Source organism: Austwickia chelonae NBRC 105200 (genome assembly GCF_000298175.1).
Taxonomy (GTDB): domain Bacteria; phylum Actinomycetota; class Actinomycetes; order Actinomycetales; family Dermatophilaceae; genus Austwickia; species Austwickia chelonae.
Genome location: NZ_BAGZ01000002.1, coordinates 34,181 through 50,224, shown reverse-complemented (window position 1 = coordinate 50,224; position 16,044 = coordinate 34,181). Strand labels below are relative to the sequence as shown.

At 67.1% G+C, this 16,044-nt stretch carries 14 protein-coding genes; 12 read left to right on the top strand and 2 right to left on the bottom strand.

The genetic code is table 11. From position 1 onward, the window contains the following. The first annotated feature begins 112 nt into the window (after positions 1–112). From AUCHE_RS01195 to AUCHE_RS01165, 7 genes are all read left to right on the top strand, one after another. Positions 113–1,333, top strand: coding sequence for an acetyl-CoA C-acetyltransferase (locus AUCHE_RS01195; protein ID WP_006501427.1), 1,221 nt, complete (start codon positions 113–115; stop codon positions 1,331–1,333). A gap of 16 nt (positions 1,334–1,349) precedes the next feature. Beyond that, the gene (gene meaB, locus AUCHE_RS01190) at positions 1,350–2,318 is read left to right on the top strand and encodes a methylmalonyl Co-A mutase-associated GTPase MeaB (RefSeq protein WP_006501426.1); all 969 of its coding nucleotides are present in this window, start codon (positions 1,350–1,352) and stop codon (positions 2,316–2,318) included. A gap of 75 nt (positions 2,319–2,393) precedes the next feature. Continuing rightward, positions 2,394–2,711 (top strand): thiamine-binding protein, encoded by a 318-nt coding sequence (locus AUCHE_RS01185; protein ID WP_006501425.1) that lies wholly within the window; start codon positions 2,394–2,396, stop codon positions 2,709–2,711. Between the two features lie 139 nt (positions 2,712–2,850). After that, positions 2,851–4,668, top strand: coding sequence for an acyl-CoA mutase large subunit family protein (locus tag AUCHE_RS01180; RefSeq protein ID WP_006501424.1), 1,818 nt, complete (start codon positions 2,851–2,853; stop codon positions 4,666–4,668). Positions 4,669–4,975: 307 nt separating this feature from the next. Next, positions 4,976–5,983, top strand: coding sequence for a hypothetical protein (locus AUCHE_RS01175; RefSeq protein WP_006501423.1), 1,008 nt, complete (start codon positions 4,976–4,978; stop codon positions 5,981–5,983). Between the two features lie 29 nt (positions 5,984–6,012). Beyond that, entirely contained in the window at positions 6,013–6,990 is a 978-nt protein-coding gene (locus AUCHE_RS01170) for a hypothetical protein (protein ID WP_006501422.1), read from the top strand. A gap of 71 nt (positions 6,991–7,061) precedes the next feature. Beyond that, positions 7,062–7,982: a tetratricopeptide repeat protein gene (locus AUCHE_RS01165; RefSeq protein ID WP_006501421.1), complete on the top strand. Its 921-nt coding sequence runs from the start codon at positions 7,062–7,064 to the stop codon at positions 7,980–7,982. Between the two features lie 81 nt (positions 7,983–8,063). On the opposite strand, the gene AUCHE_RS01160 is transcribed toward AUCHE_RS01165, so the two are convergent. Next, complete coding sequence (locus tag AUCHE_RS01160) at positions 8,064–8,645, bottom strand: hypothetical protein (protein WP_006501420.1); 582 nt, start codon at positions 8,643–8,645, stop codon at positions 8,064–8,066. Positions 8,646–8,683: 38 nt separating this feature from the next. Next, on the bottom strand, positions 8,684–10,348 hold the full coding sequence (gene pgm, locus AUCHE_RS01155) for a phosphoglucomutase (alpha-D-glucose-1,6-bisphosphate-dependent) (protein ID WP_006501419.1): 1,665 nt from the start codon (positions 10,346–10,348) through the stop codon (positions 8,684–8,686). A 681-nt stretch (positions 10,349–11,029) separates the two neighbouring features. Between pgm and rfbF the strand changes: the two genes are divergently transcribed. From rfbF to lhgO, 5 genes are read left to right on the top strand one after another with little or no spacing between them, the layout of a single operon-like run. Continuing rightward, a complete protein-coding gene (rfbF, locus tag AUCHE_RS01150) occupies positions 11,030–11,806 on the top strand; it encodes a glucose-1-phosphate cytidylyltransferase (protein ID WP_006501418.1) in 777 nt (258 codons plus the stop codon). A 1-nt stretch (position 11,807) separates the two neighbouring features. Further along, entirely contained in the window at positions 11,808–12,830 is a 1,023-nt protein-coding gene (locus AUCHE_RS01145) for an NAD-dependent epimerase/dehydratase family protein (RefSeq protein ID WP_006501417.1), read from the top strand. A gap of 2 nt (positions 12,831–12,832) precedes the next feature. Next, positions 12,833–13,375 (top strand): dTDP-4-dehydrorhamnose 3,5-epimerase, encoded by a 543-nt coding sequence (rfbC, locus tag AUCHE_RS01140; RefSeq protein ID WP_040321118.1) that lies wholly within the window; start codon positions 12,833–12,835, stop codon positions 13,373–13,375. Beyond that, the gene (locus AUCHE_RS01135; protein WP_006501415.1) at positions 13,372–14,676 is read left to right on the top strand and encodes an NAD(P)H-dependent oxidoreductase; all 1,305 of its coding nucleotides are present in this window, start codon (positions 13,372–13,374) and stop codon (positions 14,674–14,676) included. The genes rfbC and AUCHE_RS01135 overlap by 4 nt, the downstream gene beginning before the upstream one ends. Further along, on the top strand, positions 14,673–15,932 hold the full coding sequence (lhgO, locus tag AUCHE_RS01130) for an L-2-hydroxyglutarate oxidase (protein ID WP_006501414.1): 1,260 nt from the start codon (positions 14,673–14,675) through the stop codon (positions 15,930–15,932). Before AUCHE_RS01135 ends, lhgO begins: the two co-directional genes overlap by 4 nt. Positions 15,933–16,044: the final 112 nt, after the last annotated feature.

Below are 16,044 nucleotides of genomic sequence, written 5' to 3'. Positions count from 1 at the left end.
GCGACCGGCGGGCCACGTCACCTTCCCGATGTCCCGACGTCCGGACGGCCGATCCGGCACGGCTCCTGACTAGAGTGACGAGGACCGGCTCGACGACGAGGTTGGAGACCCGATGTCCCAGAACAGATCCGACGACCCGACCGTGATCATCGCCGGGGCGCGCACCCCGATGGGACGGCTCCTCGGCTCCCTGAAGGACCTCCCGGCGACCGCCTTGGGCGGTATCGCGATCGCCGGAGCCCTGGAACGCTCCGGCCTGCACCCCCCGCAGATCGACCACGTCATCATGGGCCACGTCCTCCAAGCCGGTTGCGGGCAGATCACCGCCCGCCAGGCCGCAGTCGCCGCAGGGCTCCCGATGACCGTGCCCGCCCTCACCGTCAACAAGGTCTGCCTGTCCGGCCTGGCCGCCATCGCCCAGGCCGACCAGATGATCCGCGCAGGCGAGGCCACGACCGTCGTCGCCGGGGGGATGGAATCGATGAGCCGCGCACCTCACCTGCTCGACAAGAGCAGGGAAGGCCAGCGATACGGGAACCGGATCCTGCGCGACAGCATGGAATACGACGGTCTCTGGGACGTCTTCACCGACCAGGGGATGGGCGATCTGACCGAGTCGGCCAACCACGGCGATGTCACCCGCGAGGAACAGGACGCCTTCGCCGCCCGCAGCCACCGACTCGCCGCCCAGGCCCGCACCGACGGACTGTTCGCCGAGGAGATCGTCCCCGTCAGCATCCCCCGACCCGACGGGGAGATCTCGACCGTGGACCAGGACGAAGGCATCAGACCCTCCACCACCGTCGAAGGACTCTCCCGGCTCCGCCCGGCCTTCCGCCCCACCGGGACCGTCACGGCGGGATCGGCCAGCCAGATCAGCGACGGAGCCTGCGCCGTGGTGGTGACCCGACGCTCCCTCGCGCAGGAACGAGGACTGTCCTGGCTGGCCGAGATCGGCGCCTACGGCACCGTCGCCGGACCGGACTCCACCCTGCAGTCCCAACCGGCCCGCGCCATCGCCGCGGCCTGCCGAAAGGAAGGCCTCGACCCGCAGGAACTCGACGTGGTCGAGATCAACGAAGCCTTCGCCGCCGTCGGGATCGCCGCACAACGTCTCCTCGGTCTCGACCCGGAGAAGGTCAACCCGCACGGCGGAGCCATCGCCCTGGGACACCCCCTGGGTATGTCCGGGGCCCGCATCGTGCTCACCCTCGCTCTCGAACTGCGCCGCCGCGGAGGCGGAGTCGGCGCCGCCGGACTGTGTGGCGGCGGTGGCCAGGGCGATGCACTCCTGCTCCGGGTCCCGCGGCAATCCGCCGTCCCGGCGTCATGAGAACCAAGGCCAGCTGATGTCCCGACGCGCGATCGACGTCCCTGCACTGGTCTCCCAAGCGCAGGAGGGCTCCCCGCGGGCGGTCGCCCGACTGATCTCCCTGGTGGAGGAAGCCTCTCCGATCCTGCGCGAGGTGATGGCCGCGCTGGCGCCGCACACCGGACGCGCCCATGTCGTCGGACTGACCGGAAGCCCCGGCGTGGGCAAGTCCACCTGCACCAGCGCGTTGGTCGGAGCCCTCCGGGCGCAGGGACGTCGGGTCGGGGTGTTGGCGGTCGACCCCAGCTCACCCTTCTCCGGAGGGGCCCTGCTCGGCGACCGGGTCCGTATGCAGGATCACGCCCTCGACCCAGAGGTGTACATCCGTTCGATGGCCAGCCGAGGACATCTGGGCGGCCTGTCCTGGGCGACTCCGCAGGCGGTCCGGGTCCTCGACGCCGCCGGCTGCGAGGTGGTCCTCGTCGAGACCGTCGGCGTGGGACAGTCGGAGATCGAGGTGGTCGGCCTGGCCGATACGACCGTGGTGCTCCTGGCCCCGGGCATGGGCGACGGCATCCAGGCGGCAAAAGCCGGAATCCTCGAGATCGGTGACATCTTCGTGGTGAACAAGGCCGACCGGCCAGGAGCGGACGCGACCGTGCGGGACCTGCGACACATGGTCCGGTTGGGCGCGCGCGGCGACGGCCCGTCGTGGCGGCCACCGGTGCTGCGGACGGTCGCCGCCCAGGGGGTGGGGGTCGACGAGCTGGCGTCCGCGGTGACCGGGCACCGGACGTGGGCGGTCGAGCACGGTGAACTGTCGCGTCGCAGGCTGGCCCGGGCCGCCGGTGAGATCGAGGCGATCGCCTTGGCCACTCTGCGCGGTCGGATGGGTGATCTGCGTGCCGGTGACGGCTTGGAACCCTATGCCCGGCAGGTGGTGGAAGGCACCAGCGATCCGTACACGGCGGCGGACCGGGTCGTCGAACAGCTGGGGCGAGACTGAACCCGGGACGCCTCCTCCAGGAGCGTGTGCCCCACGGACAGGTCCGTTCTTCTGCCCTGGATTACTGTGGACGGCATGCTGATCGCCTTTTCGGTCGCCCCCGCGGTGGCCGCCGACGAGACCGGTTCGGTGCACGACGCCGTGGCTGCGGCCGTCGAGCAGGTGCGGGCCTCGGGGTTGCCTCATCGCACCGACTCGATGTTCACCACGATCGAAGGTGAATGGGACGAGTGCATGGCGGTGGTGAAACGCTGCTGTGACGCGGTGGCCGAGGTGAGTCCGCGCGTCTCCTTGGTCCTGAAGGCGGACATCCGCCCGGGGCGTACCGGTGAGATGCAGGGCAAGCTCGACCGCTTGGAGGAAGCTCTCATGCGGAGGGCCCAGGAAGGTTGACCTTCTCGGCGTCGCCGTCCGGCGCCGAGATGTGGGCCGAACGGGCGCGGCGGAGTGCCTCGTGGAGGAGCATGCGCCGTTGACGGAATCGTCTCCGCCAGCGCTGGCACGCCGCCCGGGGGCCGAGTAGATGTGGACCATGACGACGACGGATCCGACCGGCCCCGATCCGATGCTGGCCGAGGCCCCCCGACGCGGCCACGACGCGCTCCCCGTCTACACCCTGGAGACCGCAGCGGGAGCGACCGGACGCCAGCGTTGGCAGCAGCGTTACAACGCTGCCCTGGCCGCCGGGAAGGTCAGGGACGCCGACTTCACCACGCTCTCCGGCATGGAGGTCGAGCCGGTCTACGGACCGACCGACGAGCAAGCCGCCGCCGACCCCGAGTTCGACCGGATCGGCTGGCCGGGGGAGTACCCCTTCACCCGCGGCCTGCACGCCACCGGATACCGCGGCCGGACCTGGACCATCCGTCAGTTCGCCGGCTTCGGCAATGCCGAACAGACCAACGAGCGCTACAAGATGATCCTCGGCCGCGGCGGCGGCGGACTCTCGGTCGCCTTCGACATGCCGACCCTGATGGGGCGCGACTCCGACGACCCGATGAGCCTGGGCGAGGTCGGCCATTGCGGGGTCGCCGTCGACTCCGCCGCCGACATGGACGTGCTCTTCTCCGACATCAGACTCGACCAGGTCACCACGTCGATGACGATCTCCGGCCCGGCGGTGCCGGCATTCTGCATGTACCTCGTGGCCGCCGAACGCCAGGGCTGTGACATCGCCAAGCTCAACGGCACGCTGCAGACGGACATCTTCAAGGAGTACATCGCCCAGAAGGAATGGCTCTTCGCGCCCGAGCCGCACCTGCGCCTGATCGGCGACCTGATGGAGTACTGCGACAAGAACATCCGCGCGTACAAACCGCTCTCGGTCTCCGGCTACCACATCCGCGAGGCCGGGGCCACGGCCGCGCAGGAACTCGCCTTCACGCTCGCCGACGGCTTCGGCTACGTCGAACTCGGCCTCTCCCGCGGCCTCGACGTCGACTCCTTCGCCCCGGGCCTGAGCTTCTTCTTCGACGCCCACGTGGACTTCTTCGAGGAGATCGCGAAGTTCCGTGCCGCCCGCCGTATCTGGGCCCGCTGGTTGCGTGATGTCTACGGCGCGGAGACCGAGAAGGCGCAGCAGTTGCGCTTCCACACCCAGACCGCCGGCGTCAGCCTCACCGCACAGCAGCCGCTCAACAACGTCGTCCGTACGGCGGTCGAGGCGCTCTCCGCCGTCCTGGGCGGCACCAACTCCCTGCACACCAACGCCCTCGACGAGACCCTCGCCCTGCCGACCGAACAATCGGCGGAGGTGGCGCTGCGTACGCAACAGGTCCTCATGGAGGAGACCGGGATCACCAATGTCGCCGACCCGCTCGGGGGCTCCTGGTACGTCGAGGCGCTCACCGACAAGATCGAGGCCGAGGCGGAGCGGATCTTCGACAAGATCCGCGAGCTCGGCGAGCACGGTCAGGAAACCGGAGCCGACGGCTCGACCGGGCACCAGATCGGCCCGATCACCTCCGGTCTGCTGCGCGGCATCGAGGACGGCTGGTTCATGTCCGAGATCGGCGACGCCGCCTTCCACCATCAGATCGCGCTCGAGCAGGGCACGAAGAAGGTCGTCGGTGTCACCTGCCTCACCGACTCCGTCAGCCACGAGTTGGAGATCCTGCGCGTCAGCCACGAAGTCGAACGCGAGCAGGTCCGGGCACTGACCGCCCGCAAAGCCGGCCGCAACCCGGCCGCGGTCGAGAGCACGCTGGCACACATGGTCGAGGTCTCCCGCACCGACGAGAACCTGATCCCCGCCATGCTCGACGCCGTCCGCGCGGAAGCCACCCTGGGGGAGATCTGCGACGCACTGCGCCAGGAATGGGGTATCTACCGCGAACCGGCCAGATTCTGAAGAGGACCCGTCCTCCCGGCCACCCGCTATGAACCGGCTCGCGACGAGGCGGACCGCCCGTTCGGTCACAGCCTGTTCCCGGCCCGTCTCCAGTAGCCTGCGGAGTACGGTCGTCCGTCCCGAGCGAGCGTTGCCTTTTTGAGACCTCACAGCCCGACTGGTTAGGCTGGGTGGTTGACGTGCCTCGCGCAGTCGGAGACCACGCGCTCCACCGCGCAACCGGTCACGGAAGAACCTCCGGTGGCCACCGTACGCCGCAGGGCGACCCAGGTCGCCACCCGAAGGAATAGACCCGAAGGAATAGCTCGTGCCAGCAGCTCTGCAACGCCGCCTCCCAGAGGTGCTCACCTTCGCCGCGCTCGCGGTGGGTGCCCTCCTGCTGGTGGTGGGTCTGATCTTCTCCATCACCATCGGGCCTTCCGGACGCGTCGAGGTGACCGCCCATATCGGTGAACCCGGCGTCGTCGTGGTCGGCAAGGACGCGATCCGCGCGTCGTCCGTCCCGGTGAAGATCAAGGTCACCGGGAAGGGCGAGGGTGATCTCACCCTGGTGCGGATGCTCGACGAGGACGCCCGTGCGGCCGCAGAACCGGCTCGGCACACCGTCATCGACGGGGTCGACTTCCTCCCCCGGGGGCTGAGCATCGTCGAGCGCAATGGCGGCCAGCTCGGGAAACTGTTGAACACGGACACCTTCATGGCCGATCCGACGACCGCCCGTGAAGTGGACCTCGAGGTCACCCCCAATGCGCTTCCCCAGGCAGCCCTGATCTTCGCCGGACCTCCCGGCGAGCCGCGTTCACAGACGTTGGACGTGACCATGACCTGGAGCAATGCCGCCTGGTTCTGGCAGGCGGCCGCGGTCACCGTCATCGGTGGTGCCCTGCTGGCCTTCGGTGGGCTGCGGCTCCGGAAGAGCTGGCCGCTCACCGGGCGTCGTCCGCTTCCCGGCCGAGGGGGACGCTCCGGTCGCGGACCGGCCGCACCGTCGCGCGCCGGGCGTGGGCGTGAACTGTTGCGCGGGAAGGTCCCCGGTCGAGGGGGCCCGTCGACCTCGCGCATGCCTGCTGCCGACGAGGACACCGTGGCGGACACCGATCTGTACGTCGACCCGAAGAAGCCCTTCCCGCGGCCCACACCTCCGGCTGCCCGCGGCGCGGGTGCTCCTCCGCCCGGACGCGGTGCCGGGATGAAGAAGGCACTCGCCGGGAAGAATCCCTTCGCCGGGAAGTTGAAGAAGAAGGGCGACGCCCGCAAGGACGGACCAGGGAAGGGCAGCGGCCCCGACTCCCCCCGGCGAGGACGCCGTTCATGAGCTCGACATCATCACGAGGAGCTGTATCAGTGATTCGTCCACGACCGACCCGACGTGCGGCCGGTGCGGCCGTGATCGCGGCCGTGGCCCTGGCCGGTTGCGGAGCTCCGGGTGTCCCCGGATCGGGGACGGGCTACGGCGACCCGGGATCTACCGTCACCGAACAGCAGGCGACGCGGATCCTGCAACGGGTGATGGACGCCGACACGGCGGTGCGCTCGGGTAAGCAGGAGGCCACGGCTCAGATCCCCCGCACCTACGCGGGCGAGGGCGCCAAAGCCGCCACCTCCCTGACGCAACTGATCGGCGCGGGCGCCCAGGGGAAGATCGCCCAGGGGCCCAGCGATCTGAAAGTCCTGGCGAACTCCCGTGGCACCCAGTACCCCCGGTACATCCTGGGGGCGTCGACCCCGGCTGGGGCCCAGCTGCCGCATGTGCATCTGCTGGTGGCCACGAATGCCCATACCCCGTACCGCTTGGCCTTGAGTGCCCAGATGTTGCCGGGCGCGACGATCAACGCCTTCCCGGGCCGGGACGAAGGGACCCAGATCGTCACCACGGGTGAGGACATGGAGGTCAAGCCGGTCGACCTGCTCAAGTCCTATGCCGACGGGTTGTCCGGGAAGAAGGACAACGCCGTCTACCAGAACGACACCTTCCTCGAGCAGATCGTCAACAAGATGGAGGAACAGAAGAAGGCCTCCAGCAATCAGGCCGAGCTGACCCAGAGCAATCAGCTCATGCCGGACCCGGTGGCCGCCTTCCGCGAGCTGAACGGCGACACCCTGGTGCTCGGAGCGATCGAGCGGACCAGCGAGTACACCATCAAGAGCGGTCAGCAGCTGAAGGCCCCGCCGATGTTCAAGGCCTTCGTGCCCGGTCGTACCGTGCTCGTACAGCAGGCTCGTATCCAGGTGTTGCAGTTCCTCGTCTTCACCGTTCCCAAGTCGGGCAAGGCACGACTGGTCGCTGCTACGGAACAGGTATCGGGCGCTTCAGGCCTGTGACAGCCGCAGACCTGGGGAATTCATGACTGCGAGTTCGCTCCACGTCTGTGCGGTCCGTAAGAATGGGGCACATGACTTTGCCCGGTTCTTCCACGGGCGCCCTACGTGGCGCCGTTGATCTGTCCTCTCTCGGGCGGCCGGCCCCTGCGCCGCCGCAGCAGACCACCTCGGGTGGGTCGGCACTCCTCCAGGAGGTCACCGACGCCACTTTCGAAGAGGCCTTCCTGGCCACCCGCGAGGTTCCTGCCCTGTTCGTGCTCTGGGACGGCCAGGCGGATCAGACCCGTGGTGCAGTCGATGCCGCGGTGACCGCGGCACAGTCCTACCCGGGTCGGTTGCGGGTGTGCGCGGTCGACGTCCGGACCGCTCCGAAGATGGCTCAGGCCTTCGGTGTCCAGCAGATCCCGGTGACGATGGCGATCATCGCCGGGCAGCCGGTACCGCTCTTCGCCGGGGTGCAGCCCGCCGACCAGCTGCGTCAGATCTGTGACCAGGTTTTGCAGCTGGCGGCACAGAACGGGGTCACCGGCCGCTTCGAGCCCGGGGTGCCGGAGGAGTCCGCACCGGTCGATTCCCCGCTCCCAGCAGCTCATGCGAAGGCGTACGAGGCCATCGAGGCCGGAGATTACCGGGCCGCGGCCGCCGCCTACGAGCAGGCGCTGAAGGAGAATCCCGGCGATGTCGACGCCAAGGCCGGCCTGGCGCAGGTCTCCTTGCTGTGCAGACTCGACGGGGTCGATGTCGCGGCCGCTCGGGAGGCCGCTGCCCAGCATCCGCAGGATGTGGACGCCCAGCTGCTGGTCGCCGACCTGGATCTGTCGGGTGGCCATGTCGAAGACGCTTTCGCGCGTCTGATCGATCTGGTGAGAGCCACGTCGGAGGAGGACCGGGAACGGGCCCGCCAGCACCTCCTGGACCTTTTCGAAGTGGTCGGTGCGGCTGACGAACGGGTCTCCAAGGCGCGACGTGCCCTGATGAGCGCGCTCTTCTGAGCGGAGGATCTCCTCGACGGAGGCCGGAGGTGGGGTGGAACTGCTGTGCAGCCGACGCCCCACCTCCGCGTCGGCGCCTTCTCAGTCCCAGGGGGAAGGGCCGCCGCGTTCCTGCCATTCGACGGCCGGGTCGGTGATCCCCGAGGAGGGGTAGGGGGCGGGGGCTTTCTTGAGGAGCGATTCCCCCAGCCGGGAGAGCACTCCGGCGGCGAGCGCCTCGACGTCGGGGCGGGACATCACGTGCAGACCCAGCGGGTAGTTCTTGACGGTGCCGTCGAGGATGATGAGGTGGATGTCGTCGGGGGTGCACAGGTCGCGGAAGTCGTTGAGCCGGTGGCCGGGGAGGTCTTCGACGATCACCACGTCGTAGCCGCCTCGACGGTAGGTCTCGGCGAGGGCGATCTCGGCGCAGTAGCGCAGCAGGAGAGTCCGGATGGTGCCCAGCTCATCCGCTGCGGAAGCATGTTCGGAGGCGACCATGCCTGCCAGGACGGGGCCGTCGATCACCATGGACTGGTCGAGATGGCGGCCGATGGCCCAGGCGAGCTGATGACAACACGAACTCAGAGGGCCGGAGATGACGATGAGGCGTCCCATCGGAGCCCGGGGCGCGACAGGCTCTCCAGGGACGGCGTCGGAAAAAGGGTTGTTCTGGTCGGTCATAGCGTCTCCATGGGGGCGGTTCGTCGGTTCCTCTCGACTCAGTCGTTCAATGCGGCAGAGACCACGAGACGGGCTTGTTGCTGGACCTGTGCGAGGTGCTCGGCACCTCTGAATGATTCGGCGTAGATCTTGTAGACATCTTCGGTTCCCGAGGGGCGGGCTGCGAACCAGGCGTTCTCGGTGACGACCTTCAACCCGCCGATGGCCGCCCCGTTTCCGGGAGCCTTGGTCAGTTTGGCAGTGATCGGCTCACCGGCGAGGACATCGGCGGTGACGTCCTCGGGGGTCAGTGCGGCGAGCCGGGCCTTCTCCTCGCGGTCAGCTGGCGCGTCCACCCGAGCATAGGCGGGCGCGCCATGTCTGGCGACGAGGTCCGCATAATGCTCGCTGGGGGAACGCTCTGTGGTGGCGAGGATCTCGCTGGCTAACAGCGCCAGAAGGATACCGTCCTTGTCGGTGCTCCAGACGCTGCCGTCGAGACGGAGGAAGCTGGCTCCGGCGGACTCCTCCCCTCCGAAGGGCCCTGATCCGTCGAGCAGGCCGGGGACGAACCATTTGAAGCCGACGGGGACCTCGACCAGTCGGCGTCCCAGGTCGGCGGCGACCCGGTCGATCATGGAGGAGCTGACCAAGGTCTTGCCGATGAAACCGTCGGCCGGCCAGAGAGGACGGGCTCCGCCGAAGAGGTAGTTGATCGCCACGGCGAGGAAGTGGTTGGGGTTCATCAGCCCGCCGTCGGAGGTGACGATCCCGTGTCGGTCGGCGTCGGCGTCGTTCCCGGTGCTGATCCGGTAGTCGGCACGGTTCTCGATGAGTTTGGCCATCGCGGAGGGGGAGGAGCAGTCCATCCGGATCTTCTCGTCCCAGTCGAGGGTCATGAATCGCCAGGTCGGGTCGACCAGGGGGTTGATGACGGTCAGGTCGATGCGGTGGCGTTCGGCGATGGCTGCCCAGTAGTCGACGCTGGCTCCGCCGAGGGGGTCGGCGCCGATGTGTAGTCCGGCCTCCCGGATCGCGTCGATGTCGACGACCTGGGGGAGGTCGTCGACATAGGTGCCCAGGAAGTCGTAGGCGGTGGCGGCGGCTCGGGCACGGGGGAAGGGGATACGTCGGACCCCGCGGAGGCCGGCCTGGATGTACTCGTTGGCCCGTTCGGCGATCCAGGTGGTGGCATCGCTGTCGGCGGGTCCGCCGTGCGGGGGGTTGTACTTGAACCCGCCGTCGGTGGGCGGGTTGTGGCTCGGGGTGACGACGATGCCGTCGGCGAGGCCGATGCCTGCGGGGAGGTCGGTGACGCCTCGGATCTTGCCGCGGTTGGCGCGCAGGATGGCGTGGCTGACCGCAGGGGTGGGGGTGAAGCGGTCCTGGTCGTCGACCAGAACGGTGACCTCGTTCCCGGCGAGGACCTCCAGGGCGCTGGCCCAGGCGGGTTCGGACAGTCCGTGGGTGTCCCGTCCGATGAAGAGGGGGCCGTCGAAACCTCGGCTGTGACGGTAGTCGACGATCGCCTGTGTCGTGGCGAGGATGTGGTCCTCGTTGAAGGAGGTGCGCAGGCTGGATCCGCGATGGCCGGAGGTGCCGAAGGCGACGCGTTGGTCGATCTGTTCGGGGTCGGGTCGTCGGGTGTAGTACGCCGTGACGAGATGCGCGACGTCCACGAGATCGTGGGGCTGTGCCGGACTTCCAGCGCGCGTAACGGTCATGTGTCCATCCTCGCATCGGTGTTCGCGGTGTGGGCGCAGGACCAGGTCGGCGACCGGCAGGTGTGATGATCTGGGCCGGACGGTTCGCTTCTCGGAGGTGACTTCTTCGGGGTGTGCTGTCCTATCCTGGCTGGTTTTGTGCGTGCGCCTTTTTTCGTGAGCCTACCGGGAGTGGCTCAGGAGCTGCCATAGCTCACCGAAAGACTGTGCCGAAAGGGTGAAATGGCTGTTCACGGGGCTGCGAGATGCCCTGCGATTGGAGTTGTCGCCGGTGTTACCATAATGTAGGTCGGGCGTCCAACAGTGTGTTCTGTGAATAGGTTTCGGCTCGATAATCGGGGTTCTAGGGGGGAACTGTCGCCCATGACAATGGTGCTCACCGCTATTCCTTGGGCTTCGACGGCGATTTCCCCCTTTTGCCCCTTGATGACGAATTCGCCGGATAACACCCGATCCCGTCCGCCCGGTTTTTTTCTGCGGCGCGGTCTTCCGGGTTCGCGGCACCCCGTCCCCCATTCGGTCCGTCGCGCTGGTCGCCGAGGCTGCCAGACCCGGGACGGATGCCCCTCCGCCGCACAAGGACGTGGCGGACTCAGGTGACAGGAGCGGGCGAGGAGCAGTTCCTCGTCCTGCACGGACGGAAGCGCCGGTGACGGCGCTGAACAGGGAAGGAAGTCGTTTGTGAAGGCCGTCATTCTGGCCGGAGGCCTGGGCACCAGGCTGAGCGAGGAAACAACGCTCAAGCCCAAACCCATGGTGGAGGTCGGCGGGCGTCCGATCCTCTGGCACATCATGAGCGAATACGCCGCCCACGGCATCAAGGATTTCGTGGTGTGTTGTGGCTACAAGGCGGAGTACATCAAGGAATGGTTCTCCACCTACGCCATGCGGCAGTCGGACATGACCTTCGACCTGGCCACCGGAGAGGTCGTCATCCACAAACGTGAGGTCGAGGACTGGCGGGTCACCCTCGTCGACACCGGGCTGAACTCCATGACCGGTGGACGGCTCAAACGGGTCAAGGAGCACCTCGGGGACGAGACCTTCTGCTTCACCTACGGCGATGGCGTCAGTGACACCGATATCACCGCGACGGTCGACTTCCACAAGGCCTCAGGACGGCTCGCCACGATGACCGTGGTGCAGCCCCCGGGACGCTTCGGTGCGATCTCCCTGGGCGCCTGCGAGAGCACCATCGAACACTTCCAGGAGAAACCCGACGGCGACGGAGCCTGGGTCAACGGGGGATATTTCGTGTGCGAACCCGGGGTCATCGACTACATCGGCGGCGATGACACCGTCTGGGAGCAGGAACCACTGCGTGACCTGGCGCACGCCGGTCAGCTCAATGCGTACAAGCATCCCGGTTTCTGGCAACCGATGGACACGCTGAACGACAGGACCAAGCTCGAGAAGCTTTGGGAATCAGGCAAAGCCCCGTGGAAGGTGTGGAACTGACATGAAGATCCTGGTCACCGGTACCGATGGTTACATCGGCTGCCTCCTCGCCCCGATGCTCGTCGAGGCCGGGCACGACGTCGTCGCCGTCGACACGGGCTACTACAAGAACGGCTGGCTCTACAACGGCCTGGCCAGTTCCCCGCTGACCCTGAACAAGGACATGCGGAATCTGACCGAGGCCGACTTCGAAGGAGTCGACGCCGTCGTCGCCCTGGCCGAGCTGTCCAACGACCCGGTCGGCGACCTGGTCGGACCGATCACCTATGACATCAACCACCTCGGTTCGGCCCATGTCGCCAGGACGGCCAAGGCCGCAGGCGTCGAACGTTTCGTCTACATGAGCTCCTGCTCCGTCTACGGCGTGGCCGAAGGCACCGTCGACGAGACCAGCGCGGTCAACCCGCAGACGGCGTACGGCAAGTGCAAGTACCTCACCGAGCAGGACCTCTGGCAGCTCGCCGACGACAGCTTCCACCCGGTCGCCCTGCGCAATGCGACCGCCTTCGGAGCCAGCCCACGGCAGCGTTTCGACATCGTGCTGAACAACCTGTCCGGCCTGGCCTATACGACCGGCGTCATCGCGATGACCAGCGACGGCACCCCGTGGCGCCCGATGGCCCACGCCCTCGACCTCTGCAAGGGCATCATGCTGATGCTCGACTCGCCGGTGGAGAAGATCCACGCCCAGGCCTTCAACTCGGGCAGCAACGAGAACAACTACACGGTCCGGGAGATCGCCGAGACCGTGGCCGACGAGTTCACCGGATGCAAGTTGTCCTTCGGGGAACCGGGCGCGGACAACCGCTCCTACAAGGTGAACTTCGACAAGATCGCCGACCTGGGTCTGGTCTGTGACTGGGATCTCGCCAAGGGAGCCGCGCAGCTCCACGAGGTCTTCGATGCGATCCAGTTGGACGCGGAGACCTTCACCGGTCGCGGACACACGCGACTCAAGCAGATCGAATGGCTCCTGAAGACGGGCCAGGTCGACGAGAAGCTCTTCTGGAAGCGGGAGTGGTGAGCATGGAATTCACGAAGACGGCCGTCGACGGCTGCTGGATCATCGACCTCAAGCCCTTCGAGGACGCCCGCGGTGGTTTCGCCAGGACGTTCTGCACCGAGGAGTTCGCCCAGCACGGCATCCCCACCGAGGTGGTCCAGGCCAACATGAGCTGGAACCACAAGGCCGGCACGATGCGCGGTATGCACCGACAGATCGCCCCCGCCGCAGAGGGCAAGCTCGTGCGCTGCATCCGCGGCACGATCGTCGACTGCTGCCTCGACCTGCGCGAGGACTCGCCGACCTTCGGTGAGCACGTCATGGTCGAACTGTCCGCCGACAACCACCGCGCACTGTGGATCCCGCCGTACTGCGGTCACGGGTATCTCACGCTCACCGATGACACCGAGGTGACCTACCAGGTCTCCGGCAAGTACAGCCCGGAGCACGAGCGTGGTAACCGGTACGACGACCCGGCCTTCGGTCTGGAATGGCCCGCCGCGATCACCGTCGTCTCCGACAAGGACAAGGCCTGGCCGGACTGGGACGGGAAGAAGATCAAGTGATCATCCTCGACACACTGCTGGCACAGCGCGCGGCCGAAGGCCGTCCGGTCCGCGTCGGGATCGCCGGTCCCGGCTTCATGGCCAAGGGCCTGATCAACCACATCCTCAACACCAAACCCGGCATGGACGTGGCCTGCGTCTACGCGCGCACTCCTGACAAAGGTGTCGCCGCGCTGGCCGCCGCCGGCCGGGAGGGGGAGCTCGTCGCGATCGTCGACGACGCCCCGGGGATCGACGCGATCGCAGCTCGAGGCGGTACCGCGGTCACGAGCAACTACGAGGCGATGACGCGGGCCGACAGTGTCGACGTCGTCGTCGACTGCACCGGTTCGGTCGAGTTCGGATGTCATCTCGCCCTGGCCACTCTGGCCGGTGGCAAACATCTCGTACTGATGAACGCCGAGGTCGATGCCACGGTCGGCCCGATCCTCAATGCCAAGTTCGAGGACGCCGGTCTGGTCTACACCGGCTGCGACGGCGATCAACCGGGCGTGCAGATGAATCTCATCCGCTTCGTCCGCGGGCTGGGGCTCACCCCGCTGGTGGCCGGCAACATCAAGGGTCTGCAGGATCCGTACCGTAATCCGACCACCCAGGAGGGTTTCGCCAAGCAGTGGGGCCAGGACCCGCACATGGTGACCTCCTTCGCCGATGGCACGAAGGTCTCGGTGGAACAGGCCCTCGTCGCCAATGCCGCCGGTTTCTCGGTGCACCGGCGCGGCTGCCTGCAACGCGACCACCGCGGGCATGTCGACGAGCTCACCCAGATGTACGACGTGGACGAGCTGAAGGAACTCGGCGGCGCGGTCGACTACGTGGTCGGCAGCCAGCCCGGCCCCGGCGTCTACGTCCTGGCCACTCACGACGACCCCAAGCAGCAGCACTACCTGAACCTGTACAAACTGGGTCAGGGGCCGCTGTACTCCTTCTACACGCCCTACCACCTGTGCCACTTCGAGGTGCCGGACACCGCGGCCCGGGCCGTCCTGCTCGGTGACGCGACGATCAAACCGTTGCGTCAGGCGCCGCGTGTCGAGGTCGTCACCATCGCGAAGAAGGACCTGAAGGCGGGGGAGACCCTCGACGCCCTCGGTGGATACACCTACTACGGTGAGTGCGAGAAGGCGGAGATCACCGCGGCCGAACGTCTGCTGCCGGTCGGCCTGGCCGAGGGGTGCGTCCTCAAACGCGATATCGCCAAGGACGAAGCCGTCTCGTACGACGACGTCCTGGTGCCCGCGGGTCGTCTCTGTGACGAACTGCGCGCCGAACAGGAACAGGCCTTCGGAGGATCACGATGACCCCACCGTTGAGTTACCCACCGGAGCCGGGTCTGGGCGCGCCCCGGGTGTACGACTACGTCGTGATCGGCGGGGGGATCGTCGGCCTGTCCACTGCGATGACCCTCCTGCAGGAACGACCCCACGCCGATGTGCTGGTGTTGGAGAAGGAGGATGTGGTCGCCGGCCACCAGACCGGGCACAACAGCGGGGTCATCCACGCCGGGATCTACTACACCCCGGGCAGTCTCAAGGCGAAGCTGTGCAAACAGGGCGCCCAGTGGACCCGGGACTTCTGCGATCACTACGGCATCCCGTACCGGGACACCGGCAAGCTCATCGTGGCCACCGACGACGAAGAACTCGCCCGGATGCACGCTCTCTACGAGCGGGCTCTCATCAACGAGCTCGATGTCGAGCTGGTCGATGCGGCCGAGCTGCGCCGTCGTGAGCCGGAGATCACCGGTATCGGTGCCATCTTCCTCAGGAGCACCGGCATCGTGGACTACCGCGAGGTCTGCCGGCAGATGGCGGATGTGATCGGGGCCCAGGGCGGTGAGCTGCGTCTGGGGACCAAAGTGGTGGGTATCCACGAGTCCCTTTCCGAGGTCTCCTTGGACGTGCAGGTCGGTGACGGGGAGAAGGAGCGTCTCTACTGCCGACAGCTGGTCGTCTGCGGTGGGATCCAGGCAGACCGTCTGGCCACCATGGCGGGGATCGACGTCGATTTCCAGATGATGCCTTTCCGGGGCGAGTACTACCGGCTGGACCCGAAGCACAACGACATCGTCGACACTCTCATCTACCCGGTGCCCGACCCTGATCTGCCCTTCCTGGGCGTGCATCTGACGTTGATGATGGACGGCGGGGTCACCGTCGGGCCGAATGCGGTCATGGGGTTCAGCCGTGAAGGGTACGAGAAGTACTCGGTGAACCCTCGGGACATGGTGTCCTTCATGCGTTTCCCCGGTTTCTGGAAGGTCGCGAAGTCCCAGCTGAAGACCGGTCTGGTCGAGCAGTGGAACTCCATGTACAAGCCCGGCTACCTGGAGCTGGTGCGCAAGTACTGCCCGAGCCTGACCGTCGAGGATCTCACTCCCGAGCCCTGTGGTATCCGGGCGCAGGCTGTGCGCAAGGACGGGTCGATGATCGAGGACTTCCTCTTCTACGACACACCGCGCATGGTGCACGTGTGCAATGCGCCTTCTCCTGCGGCGACCTCGGCGATGCCGATCGCTGCTCTGATCACCGAGAAGGTCCTGGCACACGACTCCTGAGCTGTGCTCCGACAGGGAGCGTCGATACGGTGAAGTCGATATGGGGCGGTTGTCCGTTCGTCGGAACGGACGGCCGCCCCGCATCGTCCCGGATATTTCCGGCATTGCTCCC